A 14,170-nucleotide genomic window follows, 5' to 3' on the forward strand; every position below is an offset into this window, starting at 1 on the left:
GGACATGAGGGCCTCCGGTCGGGTGAAGCGGTTCCTAGACAGCTCCACTTCACAACCGGAGGCCTTCGTCTGTCAGACAGGCTCACCGATGCCGGGCGGTACAACCTCCCTGGACATCACACCTAGCGCGCCAGGACCACCGCGAAGCAGCCGAACCACACCGGCACCACCGTCAGCCACCACCGCTCGGTGAGCCCGATCCAGCCCCGCAGCCGCGGCAGCAGGGTCGCGAGGAAGGCGTAGAACGCGACCCGCGCGACCCAGGTCAGCGCCTCCACCAGCCCCGAGCCGGTGTCCACCGAGGTCATGAAGGTGAACAGGCCGGCGAAGGTGGCGATGGCCAGCACCCAGTGCACGACGCCGGTGGCGGTGCGCGTCGTACCGGTCAGGTCGGTGGGGAAGGCCATCAGCGCCACCTGGGCGACCGCGGCGCCGGCCAGCACGAGCAGTGTCCAGCGCGGCTCCACGCCGGTGTGGGCGGCGCCGATCAGGACCAGCAGGTAGGCCAGCACCGACAGCACCCCCATCAGCGTGTACGCCGGCCGGCTCGGCCCGGTCCCGTAGTCGCTGACCGTGCCGCGCCGTACGTCGACGTGGCGGGCGGTCTGGTGGAGCCGGACGAAGACGATGAGGCGGACGAGGAGCAGCGCGACCGCGGCGTACATCAACAAGGTCATGCGGCAAGCGTGCGCGGACCGGTCGTTCCGGCCACCTGACATCCGTCATCGGATCCGTCGGCGAAATGTCCCGTTCCGGTGCAACCGGGCCGGCCTGCCGGGCGTAGATCCCTCGACAGCCCCGCACCCGGGGGCCCAGGATCGGTCCGAGAGGAGGTCGGCGTGGAGGCCAGCGAGTTCGACGAGTTCTACACCGCGTCGTTCCGGCGGGTGACCGGCCAGGTCTACGCGATGATCGGGGACCTCGACGAGGCGACCGAGTGCACCCAGGAGGCGTTCGCCCGAGCCTGGGCGCACCGCCGCAAGCTGGACCGGGCGGAGTACCCGGAGGCGTGGGTGCGCACCACGGCGTACCGCCTCGCCGTCAGCCGGTGGCGCCGCCGCAAGCGCGCCGAGCGCTCCCCCGACCGCGCGCTGCAGGGCACCGGCACGGTCGCCGCGGCCGACGAGTCGCACGTGGCGCTGGTCGCGGCGCTGCGCCACCTGCCCGAGGCCCAGCGCCAGGCGCTGGTCCTGCACCACATCGCCGACCTCCCCGTCCACCAGGTGGCGGCCGAGGTCGGCGTGCCCGAGGGAACCATCAAGGCCCGCCTCAGCCGCGGCCGCACGGCACTGGCCGCGCTGCTCGCCGACGAGAACGGCCTGGCCGGAGGAGGGGTGACCCATGCCTGAGCAGCACGACCCGATCGACGAGCTCGCCCGGTTCGGGGCGAGCCTCGGCTCCCCGAACCCAGGAGGCGACATGCCCCGCTCCCCGGCCGAGGTACGACGCCGGGGGGACCAGATCCGGCGCCGTCGTGCCGCCCTGGTGGCGGGAGGCGCGGCACTGGCCGTCGCCGCCGTCGCCGTCCCCGTCCTCGCCGTCGTCGGTGACGACGACCCCAAGAGCGACCGCGACCGGATCGCCGAGGACGTCCCCGCGCTCGCCGAGATCGACCTGCTCCGCGACGCCGACACCCAGTACTTCCCCGGTCAGAAGGACGCCTACCGCACCGTCGGCACCTTCGCCGACGACCGTGGGGACGGGCTGGCCCGCTGCGAGCAGAAGAGCCTGAGCACCCTCGGCCCGACCCGCAGCTTCACCCGGACCTACAACTTCGCCCCGGTCTACCGCGAGGGCGAGACCCCGGAGAAGGACCTGACGCCCTACGACCTGGTCGAGCGGGTCGCGGAGTTCACGACGCCCGAGGCGGCCCGGGCGGCGTACGACACCCTCGGCGAGTGGATCCTCGACTGCCGGATCCCGGGGGCCGACCGGCTCACCGTGGTGCCGAAGGCGCGCACGGTCGACCTGCCCGGCGCCGACGGGGTGATCTACAGCGCCACCTGGACCCCGTCCCCGGACCCGTACGCCGGCTACCTCGGTGAGTTCGGCCTGCTGCTCCAGGGCGACCGGATCGCGGTGCTCCAGCAGTCCGTCATCGGCCAGGACCAGGACTGGGAGGAGAACCGCAGCCCCGTCGCGCTGATGATGCCGGCCGTCGCGGCGCGCCTGCTCCCCGAGCAGCCCACCAGCGACCGCCCGTCGGCGGCCATCCCCGACGACTTCCCGCTGACCCGGGGCTGGCCCGCGACGGCCGGCGACGGGGACGGCCCGAAGGGCCCGGCCCGTGACCTGGACCCCGTCGAGCACGCGCCCTGCGGCACCGGGCTCCCCGACCCGCCGCACGAGGACCGGCTGCTGGCGACGTACGAGGACGCCGAGGACTACCGCACCCGCCAGCTCACCACCTACGCCGACCCGGACGCGGCCACCGCCGCCTTCGACGACATCCGGCAGCAGTACGTCGACTGCCCGTTCGGCCCGAAGGGCGCCGACGGCAGCACCCCGGTCTGGGCCGTGCACGACGTCGCCGGCGTCGGTGACGAGGCGTTCGCGCTGCTCGGCTGGGACGAGCTCGACGGTGCGCCGACGCCGCACGGCGAGACCCTGCTCGTCGTACGGCGGGGCGGGTCGGTGCTCGTCGTCGTCCACGCCGGCGAGGCGGGCGCCCCGAGCGGCAGCACGGACCAGGGGGCCATCGACGAGATCACCCAGGAGACGAAGGACGTGGCCACTCGGATGTGCGCCTGGAGCACCGACGGCTGCTGAGCCGGCAACTTTCTGGCGGGTCACGGCGTCACAGCTGACGACGACAGCCCCGCTCCCGCACCAAGGAGATCCCCATGCAGCACCGACTCGCCCTCGCCGTCGCGGCGCTCGCCACCACCGGCCTCCTCGCCGGCTGCGGCGACGACTCCACCGGCGCCGACCCGTCGCCGACCGGCACCCCCACGAGCACGCCGACCAGCCCGGCATCGCTCGGCAAGGACGTCCTGCTGACCGACGACGACACGGTCTACAGCGACGGCGCCGACTGGTTCCGCACCGAGGCCTTCGAGGGCGACGGCCAGGACGTCTTCAACCCGTGCACCCGGGAGAGCCTGGAGGGCACCGGCGCCACCAGTGTGTTCCGCGCGAACTTCGAGCTGCGCAACAGCGCCGCGAAGGCACCCGAGGTCAACGGCGACTTCCTCACCCAGGTCGTCGGTGAGTACGCCGACGAGGCCGCCGCCACCGCGGCGTACGACGAGATCACCGGCTGGCTCGCGCACTGCTCGCCCCGGCCGGAGGGGATGGAGGAGTACCGGTCGCAGCCGCCGCGCGAGGTGAAGGTCGACGGCGCCACCGCCCAGATCGTCGACTCCACCTACGGGCCGGCGCCGAAGGAGATCGACCCGACCGGCGACGCGGCGTACATCATGGAGACCGGGCTGGTCCGCCAGGGCGCCCGGCTGTCCGTGCTGACCTCGGTCATCGTCGGCCAGGACTACAACTTCACCGAGGAGGACGGCGGCACCCCGGTCAACCGGATGCTGCCGAAGGTCGCCGCCCGGATGACGCCGTAGCAGCACGAAGGCCCGCCACCCTCGCGGGTGGCGGGCCTTCGCTGTGCTCAGTGCGTCGTGCTCAGTGCGTCAGAGCGACTGCAGGATCTCGCGCGCGAGCGCCGCGGTCTCGGACGGCGTCTTGCCGACCTTGACCCCGACGGCCTCGAGGGCGTCCTTCTTCGCCTGGGCGGTGCCCGCGGAGCCCGACACGATGGCGCCGGCGTGGCCCATGGTCTTGCCCTCGGGGGCGGTGAAGCCCGCGACGTACCCGACGACGGGCTTGGTGATGTTCTCCTTGATGTACGCCGCCGCACGCTCCTCGGCGTCGCCACCGATCTCGCCGATCATGACGATGACCGAGGTCTCCGGGTCCTCCTCGAAGGCCTGGAGCGCGTCGATGTGCGTGGTGCCGACGATCGGGTCGCCGCCGATGCCGATGGCGGTCGAGAAGCCGAAGTCCCGCAGCTCGTACATCATCTGGTAGGTCAGCGTGCCCGACTTGGACACGAGACCGACCGGGCCCTTGCCCGCGATGGTGTGCGGCGTGATGCCGGCCAGCGACTCGCCCGGGGTGATGATGCCGGGGCAGTTCGGGCCGATCATGCGGGTCTTCTTGCCCTGCAGGTACGACCACACCTCGGCCGTGTCCTGGACCGGGACGCCCTCGGTGATCACGACGATCAGCGGGATCTCGGCGTCGATCGCCTCGATCGCGGCGTCCTTGGTGAACGCCGGCGGGACGAAGAGGACCGAGACGTTGGCGCCGGTCTCCTTCATCGCCTCCGCGACCGTGCCGTAGACCGGCAGCTCGACGTCGGCGCCCTGGGCGTCCTTGTGGGTGACGGTGGTGCCGGCCTTGCGGGCGTTGACACCGCCGACGATCTCGGCGCCCGAGTCGAGCATCAGGGCGGTGTGCTTGGCACCCATGCCGCCGGTGATGCCCTGGACGATGATCTTGCTGTTCTTGTCGAGGTAGATGCTCATGTCTCTTCGCTCTCTATCGTCGTCAGGGCTCAGGCGTTAGCGAGCTCGGCGGCCTTGTCGGCCGCGCCGTCCATGGTGTCGACCTGGGTCACGAGCGGGTGGTCCAGCTCGTTCAGGATCGCGCGGCCCTGGTCCACGTTGTTGCCGTCGAGGCGTACGACGAGCGGCTTGGTCGCCTTGTCGCCGAGCAGCTCGAGCGCGCCCTTGATGCCGTTGGCGACCTCGTCGCACGCGGTGATGCCACCGAAGACGTTCACGAAGACCGACTTGACCTGCTCGTCGTTCAGGATCACGTCGAGGCCGTTGGCCATCACCTGGGCGTTGGCGCCGCCGCCGATGTCGAGGAAGTTGGCCGGCTTGACGCCGCCGTGCTTCTCGCCGGCGTACGCGACGACGTCGAGGGTGCTCATCACGAGGCCCGCGCCGTTGCCGATGATGCCGACCTGGCCGTCGAGCTTGACGTAGTTGAGACCGAGGTCCTTGGCCTTCGCCTCGAGCGGGTCGGCCTCCTCACGGATCTCGAAGGACTCGTGGTCGGGGTGGCGGACCTCGGAGGCGTTGTCGTCGAGCGACACCTTGCCGTCGAGGGCCTCCAGCTTGTCGCCGGCGAGGCGGGCCAGCGGGTTGACCTCGACGAGGGTCGCGTCCTCCTCGACGAAGACCTTGTAGAGGCTCTCGATCATCGCGACGGCCTGCTCGAAGACGGGCTCCGGGAAGCCGGCCTCGGTGGCGATCTCGCGGGCCTTGGCGCTGTCGACGCCCTTGCCCGGGTCGATGGCGATCTGCTTGACGGCGTCGGGGTTGGTCTTCGCGACCTCCTCGATCTCGACACCACCCTCGACGGAGGCGATGCAGAGGTACTGCCGGTTCGAGCGGTCCAGCAGGAAGGAGAAGTAGTACTCCTCCTCCGGCGGGGTCGCCGGCGTGACCAGCACCCGGTTGACCGGGAGGTCCTTGATCGTCAGGTTCAGGATGTCCGTGGCGTACTGGAAGGCCTCGTCAGGGGTCTTCGCGAGCTTGACGCCGCCCGCCTTGCCGCGGCCGCCGGCCTTGACCTGCGCCTTGACGACGGTGACGCCGCCGATCTGCTCGGCCGCCGCCTTCGCCTCCTCGGCGGTCTCGACGACCCCCCCGAGGGTCGTGGCCACACCGTGCTTCGCGAAGAGCTCCTTCGCTTGGTACTCCATCAGGTCCACTGATACGTCCTCACATCTGGGTCAGAGGTTGGTGCGCACACCTGCCGCACCCCCGGGCACACTAGTCCTGACCCACCAGTAGGACGAGTCCGGGCTGTGCTACGTGACACGGGTCACGGCAGTTGTGCGCTTGGGGAGGCGCGTACTGTGCCCAGGTCGTACGATTTCAAGCCTGTGCCGTGATCGGATATGGTCGGCACGCATGTTTCACCCGGCTGTCACCCGACAGCCACCTCGGTCGGAGCCACTCGGGTTCCTCGGACGAGAAGGTGCGGGTCGAAACGACGCCTGCACGAACGTCCCCCAAGGAGTCAGCAGTCGAATGGGTAGCCACCGAGCGGACAACCGCGCGCCGCGACCCGACGCCTCGACCCCCTACGTGGGCAAGCGCGTCGCCCAGCGCACGGAGACCGAGGCTCCCTCGTCGTACGTCGGCAAGCGGGCGGCCCGCCCCGTCGCCGCCGCACCGGCCATGGCCGTCGCCGAGCCCGTCGTACGCCCGGTCGAGCGGACCCCCACGGTCGAGCTCCCGGCGCTGCGCGACATCGCGCTCTTCGACCCGCTGACCGACTCCTCGACCTCGCAGCTCAAGGCGATCCAGCCCGCCGGCAAGCGCCGTGCCACCAAGCACGCCGGCTCCCGCGGACCGCTGTTCAAGACGCTGCCCAGCATCCCCGTCGCCGTCGGCGTCGCCACCCTCGCGGTCGCGATCGGCGGCGCCGTCGTCTCCGCCGACCCGCAGCTCGCCTCCTCCGGCGACCGGGTCACCGCCGCCAACGCCGTCACCGGCTCCTTCGGCAACGGCTCGGTCACCGAGCGGGTCGCCACCGTGAGCCGCGACTCCGAGCGCGACACCCTCGCCCAGGCCAACGGCACCGACCTGGTCGCCCAGGCCGAGCGCTCCGCCGCCGAGCGCAGCAGCGCCCTCGACAGCCTCGCCAAGGCCGCCGAGAAGGAAGCCGCCGAGATCGCCCTCAACCGCTGGGTGCTCCCGCTGCACAGCTACCGGCTGACCGCGAAGTTCGGCGAGTACGGCCTCTGGTCGAGCTACCACACCGGCCTCGACTTCGCCGCCCCCGTCGGCACCCCGATCTACGCCGTCACCAACGGCACCGTCTCCTCCGCGGGCTTCGACGGCGCCTACGGCAACAAGACCGTCATCACCCTCGAGGACGGCACCGAGCTGTGGTTCTGCCACCAGTCGGCCTTCAACGTCTCCGCGGGGCAGAAGGTCCGCGCCGGCGAGCTGATCGGCTACGTCGGCGCCACCGGCCACGTCACCGGCCCGCACATGCACCTCGAGGTGCGCCCCGGCGGCGGCGACCCGGTCGACCCGGACGCCGCCTTGCGCCAGCACGGCGTCACTCCCTGACGCATTCCGACCCCTGAGGTCGGACCCTGGTGCCAGGGTGAGGCATGGCCGTCGACAGCCCTGCCGAACGTGACGACTTCCAGCGGGAGGTCGACGAGGCGCTGCGCCACAAGCGCACCCTCGCGAACATCCTGATCGTCGTCGCACCCCTTCTGGCGTTGGCCTTGAGCGCACTGGCCTACGTGACCACGACCCCGAGCCGCGGCCGCAACCCGTGGACCCGCCACCTCGTCGGCGACTGGATGAGCTGGGCCGACGCAGGTCAACGCCACGGTGATCGGTCTGCTGACGGCGGTGCTCACGCTCTATGTGGCCACCGCCCTGCAGTCGATCGGACCGGACGTCAGTCCTTCGGGGGCGGCCTCTCGCATCCTGCTCGACGACGTCACGGTCCTGGCCTGCTTGGCCGGGTCGGTGCTCTCCTGGGTCCTGGCAGCGGCCGCAGGCTGGCATGCGCGCACCGCGCTGGCGTGGGGGCCCGCTGTCGCAACCGCCGTGCTGCTGTCGGTCCTGGCTGCCAGCACGGAGTCCCGAGCGCTGACTCGTCGGCAGGACCACTACGCCCTACTTCGAGCACGCCGCCAGTTGCAGGACGCCGTCGGGTCCGCGCCACGGCTCAGCTGGCCCCGCGCCTTCCCCTGGCTGTGGGCTGCGGGGCTCGCCGTCGTCGCCACTACCCCTGCAACCATCGGGTTCGGCATCGCCTTTCCAGCGCCGTCGACGGTGGCCGTGCTGACCCTGCTGGTGGCGGCGGTCTGGTTCGTACTGATCGCGGGCCTCTGGGACAGCATCGCAAGGGTCCGTGCCCACCAGGTCCGTCGTGACCAGTTGCTCCCGAGCGACGTCGCCATCATCCTCTGGTGCGACGCCGCCCTCCTCCTCTTGCCGGTCGTCGTCACGTGGTCGGGCACCAACGCCTGGGGAATCGCTAGCCTCGCCATCGCTCTCCTCGTCGGCCTCGCCCCGGTGCGGTTCCCGATGACCGACCGACTGCGCGAGCGTCAGCTGCACCGCCACCTGACCCAGGTCGAGAAGGAGCTCGACCGTGCGCGCACCCGGCTCGCTGCGCTACCCGAACCGCCTGCGCCGCCGTCTGGCGGCGCTCCCTCCTGGGTGGCCGGCGACGGCGACCTCGCCTGGGTGATCCAGATCGGCGGCCTGCGGATCCTCCGCTTCAAGGCCAGGCCGAACGCCGGGTGAGCGCAGCGCGTCGTACCGGACGAAATGGTCGTGATCAGGGCGAATTCACGACCATTCTGCCCGGTGCGACGGGCAAGGACCGCCCGGAGGGGATGACCCCGGGCTAGAGCTTCTCCACCGGCGCGTACCGCAGCAGCAGCCGCTTCACCCCGTCCGAGCCGAAGTCGATCGAGGCGACGGACTTCTCCCCCGCCCCCTCGACGGACACGACCGTGCCCATCCCGAACGAGTCGTGGGTGACCTTGTCCCCGGGGGCGAGCACCGGGATCGGACGCGACGACTTCGACTTCGAGGCGGCGTCGGCGCGGGCGGCGGCGGAGCTGAAGTTGCGGCGGCCGGCGGCGGTGGGGGCGCCGAGGCGGTTGCCGGAGGGGCCGTCGTCGTAGCGCCCGCCCGAGGACCCGTACGACGAGGGCCGGTTCCAGCGCGTCTGGTCCGCCTCTGTGCGACGCCAGTCGACCAGGTCGATCGGGAGCTCGTTGAGGAAGCGGGAGCCGGGGTTCATCGCGGGCGCGCCCCAAGCGGAGCGGACCATTGCCCGGGAGACGTAGAGCCGCTGGCGGGCGCGGGTGATGCCGACGTAGGCGAGCCGGCGCTCCTCCTCCAGCTCCGGGCGGTCCCCCAACGCACGCGAGTGGGGGAAGACGCCGTCCTCCATGCCGGTGAGGAAGACGACGGGGAACTCCAGGCCCTTCGCGGTGTGCAGGGTCATCAGGGTGACCACACCGGTGTCCTCGGGGGCGTCCGGGTCGTCGGGGTCGGGGGCGTCGGGGATCGAGTCGGCGTCGGCGACGAGGGCGACCCGTTCGAGGAAGTCGCCGAGACCGACCTCCACGACGCCCGCGTCGACGTCGGCAGGGTCGGCGGAGGGCCCGGCGACGGGGTCCTCGGCGAACTCGCGGGCGACGGCGACGAGCTCGCCCAGGTTCTCGATCCGGGTGGCGTCCTGGGGATCGTCGGAGTCCTCGAGGCTGGCGAGGTAGCCGGAGCGGTCGAGCGCGGTCTCCAGGATGACGTCCGGCCGCTCGTCGGCCTCGACCATCTGCTGCAGCTCGGTCAGCATCTTGACGAAGGCCTCGATGTTGGTCTGGCTGCGGGTGGCGAGCCCGGGCGCCTCGCCTGCGCGCTGCAGGGCCTCCCAGAAGGTGATCCGCTCGCGGTCGGCGAAGGTCGTGATCGCCAGGACCGCGCGGTCCCCGATCCCGCGCTTGGGGGTGTTGAGGATCCGGCGCAGGGAGACCTGGTCGTCGGGGTTGACCAGCGTGCGTAGGTAGGCGAGCGCGTCGCGGACCTCGCGCCGCTCGTAGAAGCGCACCCCGCCGACGACCTTGTAGGGCATCCCGGTGCGGATGAAGATCTCCTCGAACACCCGGGACTGGGCGTTGGTGCGGTAGAACACCGCGACGTCGGACGGCTTCAGCCCCGTGTCGGTGAGCTTGTCGATCTCCCCGGAGACGAAGCGGGCCTCGTCGTGCTCGTCGTCGGCGACGTAGCCGATGATCTTCTCGCCGTCACCGGCATCGGACCACAGCCGCTTGGGCTTGCGGCTCTCGTTGCGCTCGATGACCGCGTTGGCAGCGGTCAGGATGGTCTGCGTGGAGCGGTAGTTCTGCTCCAGCAGGACCGTCTCGGCGTCGGGGAAGTCCTTCTCGAAGTCCATGATGTTGCGGATGTCGGCGCCCCGGAAGGCGTAGATCGACTGGTCCGCGTCACCGACCACCATCAGCTCCGCCGGCGGCACCCGGCCGGCCGGCACGCCGTCGAGGGTCTCCGGGTCGTGCTCCTCCAGGTCCTGCCCGCAGAGCTGGTGGATGAGGGCGTACTGGGCGTGGTTGGTGTCCTGGTACTCGTCGACCAGCAGGTGCCGGAACCGCCGCCGGTAGGTCTCGCGCACCTCCGGCTTGAGCTGGAAGAGCCGGACGGTCTCCATGATCAGGTCGTCGAAGTCCATCGCGTTGGCCTCGCGCAGCCGCCGCTGATAGATCTTGTACGCCGCGGCGTACGTCTCGTCGATGCTGTTGCGGGCCTCCGCGGCCACCTCGTCGGGCTCGCGCAGCTCGTTCTTCTGGTTGCTGATCCAGTGCAGCACCGGCCCGGGCTGGTAGCGCCGCGGGTCGAGCTCGAGGTCGTTGCAGACCAGCGTGATCAGCCGCTTCTGGTCCTGGGCGTCGTAGATCGAGAAGTTCGACCTCAACCGCTCGTAGCCCAGGTGCTCGACCTCCTTGCGCAGGATCCGCACGCAGGCCGAGTGGAAGGTGCTGACCCACATGATCCGGGCGCGGTTGCCGACCAGCTCGGCGACCCGCTCCTTCATCTCGGCGGCCGCCTTGTTGGTGAAGGTGATCGCGAGGATCGAGCCCGGGTGCGCCTTGCGGACGGCGATCAGCCAGGCGATCCGACGGGTGAGCACCCGCGTCTTGCCGGAGCCCGCACCGGCGACGACGAGCAGCGGCCGGCCCTCGTGCCGGACAGCCCGGCGCTGGGGGTCGTTGAGCCCGTCGAGGAGGGCGTCGGCGGTGAGGGCGGGCGGTGCGGCGGTGGTCTCAGACATGCTCCACCCAGCCTACGGCGCCGTACCGACGACGGCACGGCGCGGTCAGCTGTGGACGGGCGACCAGAGCACGGCGACGCAGACCTCGGCGACGGCGAGCACGAGCAGGCCGGCCCACAGGCCCTGCGGGATCTTCGCCTTGCGCATGTTGGCCATCACCAGGACCAGCAGGACCAGCCCGATGACGAGCTTCACCGCGACCTTGGCGTGGTTGACCGGGTCGTCGCCACCCTCGAGCACGCCGACGAGCAGCAGGCCGGCGAGGAACGCCGTGCCGATGCCGTCGCGCATCACGCCGGTGACCTTCTTCTCACCGGGCCCCACCTGCGCCAGCAGACCGCCGATCAGGGCCGAGAAACCGAGGATGTGGACGATGAGCAGGATCAGGCGCAGGGTCTCCATGGCCGAACTGTAGTGGTCGCTCAGCGGCCGGTCGCGGTGAAGTGCTGGTAGTCCTTCAGTGAGCTCCACGAGCCGCCCCACGACCACCCGATCCGTGCGAACTCGCGCACGACCAGGTCGCCGGGATGGATGATCCCGGGCTGCGTCCGGCTCCGGTCGAGGTACGCCGAGGCACGCTCCGGCAGCACGACCTCGCCCTTGCTGTAGGGGTTGAGGAACGGGTTGACGTCGATCGCCAGGCCGTAGGCGTGCGCCGACCAGCTCGTCGCGCCGCGCGTCGCCCGGCACACCAGGGCCGCCGTGTCGTTGCCGTCGCCGGTGGGCTCCGCCTCGAGGTCGGCGGTGGTCGGCAGCCGCATCTCCTCGATCGGGTAGTCGGCCGCGAACAGCGCGCGGAAGACCGACACCACGTCCTCGGCCTCCGACGCCGCCAGCACCAGCTCGCCGGTGTGCGCGGCGCCGTCGAAGCCGCGGAAGGAGACGGTGAGGTAGCGCAGGTCCGCCAGCCCCACCGGGCAGGCGGGCGACCAGGTCTCCCCCATCCGCTCGCGGATCGCGGGCGTCACCGGCCCGGTCGTGGAGTGGAAGCGCCCGTCGGCCGGGGGCGGCAGCAGGTCCTTCGTCCTGAACAGCCGGTGCCGCAGCGCCTTCGGCGTCGGCCGGACCTCGCCGAAGCCCGCGGGGGTGCGGGGCAGGACGTGGACGCCCAGCTCCCAGTCGGAGTACGCCGGCCCCGGGCTCGCGCTGGCGCTCGGCGCGCTGCTCGGCGTACGGCTCGGCGCGGGCGAGGGCGTGGTGGCCGCGGCGCCGGGCGAGGTGGGCGAGCCCGAGGGCTCCGCGACGGGCTCGTCCGCGTCCGAGCAGCCGGCCAACAGCAGCACCGCGGCGACGAGCACCGCGGCGAGCCGCCTCACAGCAGCCGCCGGTCCGAGGCCCAGCGGGTCAGCTCGTGCCGCGAGGAGAGCTGGAGCTTGCGCAGCACCGACGACATGTGGGTCTCGACGGTCTTGATCGAGATGAACAGCTCCTTGGCGACCTCCTTGTAGGAGTAGCCGCGCGCGATCAGCCGCATCACCTCGCGCTCCCGCTCGGTGAGCCGGTCGAGGTCCTCGTCGACGCTGGCGAGGTCGGCGGAGAGGCCGGCCCCGGCGAAGGCGTCGAGCACGAAGCCCGCCAGCCGCGGCGAGAACACCGCGTCCCCGTCGGCGACCCGGGCGATGGCGTCGACGAGCTCGGGGCCGGTGATGGTCTTGGTGACGTAGCCGCGGGCACCGCCGCGGATCGTCCCGATGACGTCCTCGGCGGCGTCGGAGACCGACAGGGCGAGGAAGCGGACGTCGGAGTCGTTGACCCGGCGGATCACCTCGACCCCGCCACCACCGGGCAGGTGCACGTCCAGCAGCACGACGGAGGGCCGGTGCTGGGTCACCGCGGCGACGGCCTCGTCGACGTCGGCGGCCTCGGCGACGACCTCGACCCGCCCGGCGCCGGTGGCGCCCAGCTCGGCGCTGACCCCGCGGCGGAACATGGCGTGGTCGTCGACGACCACCACGCGCACCGGCTCACTCATCGGACTCCTTCGCTCGTCGGTCCAGGTGCAGGCGCACCTCGGTCCCCTCACCGGGCGCCGAGCGGATCTCCGCCCGGCCGCCGTGCCGCTCCATGCGGTCGATGATGCTGCGTCGTACGCCGAGCCGGTCCTCGGGGGTCGCGTCCGGGTCGAAGCCGGCGCCCCGGTCGCGGACGAAGACGTCGATCGCCACGGGGGTGATCTCGGCGTAGACGTCGACCCGCGCGACGCCGGCGTGCTTGGCGGCGTTCGTGGTGGCCTCGCGCGCGGCCATCACGACCGGGCGGGCCGGCTCGTCGTAGTCGCAGTCACCGACGGCGACCACGTCGACGGTGATGCCGTAGGCGTCCTCGATCTCGGCCGCGGCGGCGCGCAGGGCGCTGGCGACGGTGGCCTCGTCGAGCGACTCCCCGGCGTAGAGCCAGGCGCGCAGGTCGCGCTCCTGGGAGCGGGCCAGGCGGGCGGCGTCGGTGGGGTTCTTCTGGATCAGGGCCAGGGTCTGCAGGACGGAGTCGTGCAGGTGCGCGGCCACGTCGGCCCGCTCCTGGGTGCGCACCCGCTCCTCGCGCTCCTCGCTCAGCTCGGTCATCAGCCGGTAGACGAAGGGCCCGACGACGATGCCGATCCCGCCGATGCCGAGCAGGATCGCCAGGGTCGCGTCGCGGGCGACGCTCAGCGAGCCGTCGCGCAACGCGAACAGCAGCATCGCGACGACCACCAGGCCGAGCCCGGCCGCGATCCTCGCCCAAGCGGCCCAGCCGCCCCCGCCGAGCACGACCCGGACCGGGTCGACCTTGCCGGTGGCGTCCAGCCAGCGCTCGCGCTGCGCCTCGTCGGCCTGGCGCCACAGCAGCGCGACACCGACCACGGCGATGGCGACCGGCCACAGCCACCAGCCGGTGCCGAGCAGCGTGCCCAGCGCGAAGATCGCGCCCACGCCGAGCACGGACAAGATGATGACCGGCCCGACGTCGGAGAACCGCCGGCCGCGGCGGCCCGGGCGCCGGCCGTCCCGGCTCGCGCTCTCCAGCCCGGGGGCGAGCACCGACGGCGGCGGCCCGGCGGGGAGCATCACCCACAGGACGGCGTACGCCGCCACCCCGGAGCCGCCCACGAAGGTCAGCACGACGAACGCGGCCCGCACCCACAGCACCGGCGCGCCGAGGTGCGCCGCCAGCCCGGCCGCGACCCCGCCGAGCACAGGCGAGCGCAGGTCGCGCCACGCGCGCCGGGTCTCCCGGGGCGCGGGCGCGGCGGCGGGGGCGCTCGCGGCGGCAGTGCTCGTCATGATGGTTCCATCGTCACACAGCGGGTCGCCCGCGAGCAGGGGGAACGACCCTGGTCCGA

At 72.0% G+C, this 14,170-nt stretch carries 13 protein-coding genes; 5 read left to right on the forward strand and 8 right to left on the reverse strand.

The features are described 5' to 3' along the window. Window positions 1-122 precede the first annotated feature (122 nt). Window positions 123-677 carry a DUF998 domain-containing protein gene (locus tag MRBLML1_RS00005; protein ID WP_364509715.1) on the reverse strand — a complete coding sequence of 185 codons (555 nt, stop codon included), beginning with the start codon at window positions 675-677 and terminating at the stop codon, window positions 123-125. 162 nt (window positions 678-839) lie between these two features. On the opposite strand from MRBLML1_RS00005, the gene MRBLML1_RS00010 reads away from it, so the two are divergent. The 3 genes from MRBLML1_RS00010 to MRBLML1_RS00020 all read left to right on the forward strand — a co-directional run bounded on the left by MRBLML1_RS00010 (window position 840) and on the right by MRBLML1_RS00020 (window position 3,566). Then, entirely contained in the window at window positions 840-1,349 is a 510-nt protein-coding gene (locus tag MRBLML1_RS00010; RefSeq protein WP_364509716.1) for an RNA polymerase sigma factor, read from the forward strand. Beyond that, complete coding sequence (locus MRBLML1_RS00015; RefSeq protein WP_364509717.1) at window positions 1,342-2,769, forward strand: hypothetical protein; 1,428 nt, start codon at window positions 1,342-1,344, stop codon at window positions 2,767-2,769. Before MRBLML1_RS00010 ends, MRBLML1_RS00015 begins: the two co-directional genes overlap by 8 nt. Window positions 2,770-2,843: 74 nt before the next feature. Beyond that, complete coding sequence (locus MRBLML1_RS00020) at window positions 2,844-3,566, forward strand: hypothetical protein (RefSeq protein WP_364509718.1); 723 nt, start codon at window positions 2,844-2,846, stop codon at window positions 3,564-3,566. Between the two features lie 69 nt (window positions 3,567-3,635). Here MRBLML1_RS00020 and sucD read toward each other — a convergent pair whose 3' ends face one another. Both sucD and sucC read right to left on the reverse strand, forming a co-directional pair. Beyond that, window positions 3,636-4,532, reverse strand: coding sequence for a succinate--CoA ligase subunit alpha (gene sucD, locus MRBLML1_RS00025; RefSeq protein WP_364509720.1), 897 nt, complete (start codon window positions 4,530-4,532; stop codon window positions 3,636-3,638). A gap of 29 nt (window positions 4,533-4,561) precedes the next feature. Next, entirely contained in the window at window positions 4,562-5,728 is a 1,167-nt protein-coding gene (sucC, locus tag MRBLML1_RS00030) for an ADP-forming succinate--CoA ligase subunit beta (protein ID WP_364509721.1), read from the reverse strand. 322 nt (window positions 5,729-6,050) lie between these two features. On the opposite strand from sucC, the gene MRBLML1_RS00035 reads away from it, so the two are divergent. Together MRBLML1_RS00035 and MRBLML1_RS00040 are read left to right on the forward strand one after the other, a co-directional pair. Continuing rightward, on the forward strand, window positions 6,051-7,100 hold the full coding sequence (locus MRBLML1_RS00035; RefSeq protein ID WP_364509722.1) for a M23 family metallopeptidase: 1,050 nt from the start codon (window positions 6,051-6,053) through the stop codon (window positions 7,098-7,100). 273 nt (window positions 7,101-7,373) lie between these two features. Further along, complete coding sequence (locus MRBLML1_RS00040) at window positions 7,374-8,300, forward strand: hypothetical protein (RefSeq protein WP_364509724.1); 927 nt, start codon at window positions 7,374-7,376, stop codon at window positions 8,298-8,300. 103 nt (window positions 8,301-8,403) lie between these two features. On the opposite strand, the gene pcrA is transcribed toward MRBLML1_RS00040, so the two are convergent. Genes pcrA through MRBLML1_RS00065 form a run of 5 tightly spaced genes read right to left on the reverse strand, consistent with a single transcriptional unit; the run spans window position 8,404 to window position 14,111 of the window. Next, window positions 8,404-10,851 (reverse strand): DNA helicase PcrA, encoded by a 2,448-nt coding sequence (gene pcrA, locus MRBLML1_RS00045; RefSeq protein ID WP_364509725.1) that lies wholly within the window; start codon window positions 10,849-10,851, stop codon window positions 8,404-8,406. A gap of 45 nt (window positions 10,852-10,896) precedes the next feature. Continuing rightward, complete coding sequence (locus MRBLML1_RS00050) at window positions 10,897-11,253, reverse strand: hypothetical protein (RefSeq protein WP_364509726.1); 357 nt, start codon at window positions 11,251-11,253, stop codon at window positions 10,897-10,899. Window positions 11,254-11,273: 20 nt separating this feature from the next. Next, window positions 11,274-12,167 (reverse strand): M15 family metallopeptidase, encoded by an 894-nt coding sequence (locus MRBLML1_RS00055; RefSeq protein ID WP_364509727.1) that lies wholly within the window; start codon window positions 12,165-12,167, stop codon window positions 11,274-11,276. Next, window positions 12,164-12,823 carry a response regulator transcription factor gene (locus MRBLML1_RS00060; RefSeq protein ID WP_364509729.1) on the reverse strand — a complete coding sequence of 220 codons (660 nt, stop codon included), beginning with the start codon at window positions 12,821-12,823 and terminating at the stop codon, window positions 12,164-12,166. Before MRBLML1_RS00060 ends, MRBLML1_RS00055 begins: the two co-directional genes overlap by 4 nt. Continuing rightward, window positions 12,816-14,111: a PspC domain-containing protein gene (locus MRBLML1_RS00065; protein ID WP_364509731.1), complete on the reverse strand. Its 1,296-nt coding sequence runs from the start codon at window positions 14,109-14,111 to the stop codon at window positions 12,816-12,818. Before MRBLML1_RS00065 ends, MRBLML1_RS00060 begins: the two co-directional genes overlap by 8 nt. Window positions 14,112-14,170 lie beyond the last annotated feature (59 nt).

Origin of the sequence: Nocardioides sp. LML1-1-1.1 (genome assembly GCF_040676175.1) — a bacterium.
Classification (GTDB): domain Bacteria; phylum Actinomycetota; class Actinomycetes; order Propionibacteriales; family Nocardioidaceae; genus Nocardioides.

What these genes read in the sequence shown, in the direction of transcription:
- sucD (WP_364509720.1), bottom strand. Translation starts at nt 4,532, where the DNA reads ATGAGCATCTACCTCGACAAGAACAGCAAGATCATCGTCCAGGGCATC.
- MRBLML1_RS00060 (WP_364509729.1), bottom strand. Translation starts at nt 12,823, where the DNA reads ATGAGTGAGCCGGTGCGCGTGGTGGTCGTCGACGACCACGCCATGTTC.
- MRBLML1_RS00020 (WP_364509718.1), top strand. Translation starts at nt 2,844, where the DNA reads ATGCAGCACCGACTCGCCCTCGCCGTCGCGGCGCTCGCCACCACCGGC.
- MRBLML1_RS00050 (WP_364509726.1), bottom strand. Translation starts at nt 11,253, where the DNA reads ATGGAGACCCTGCGCCTGATCCTGCTCATCGTCCACATCCTCGGTTTC.
- MRBLML1_RS00015 (WP_364509717.1), top strand. Translation starts at nt 1,342, where the DNA reads ATGCCTGAGCAGCACGACCCGATCGACGAGCTCGCCCGGTTCGGGGCG.
- MRBLML1_RS00065 (WP_364509731.1), bottom strand. Translation starts at nt 14,111, where the DNA reads ATGACGAGCACTGCCGCCGCGAGCGCCCCCGCCGCCGCGCCCGCGCCC.
- MRBLML1_RS00005 (WP_364509715.1), bottom strand. Translation starts at nt 677, where the DNA reads ATGACCTTGTTGATGTACGCCGCGGTCGCGCTGCTCCTCGTCCGCCTC.
- MRBLML1_RS00035 (WP_364509722.1), top strand. Translation starts at nt 6,051, where the DNA reads ATGGGTAGCCACCGAGCGGACAACCGCGCGCCGCGACCCGACGCCTCG.
- pcrA (WP_364509725.1), bottom strand. Translation starts at nt 10,851, where the DNA reads ATGTCTGAGACCACCGCCGCACCGCCCGCCCTCACCGCCGACGCCCTC.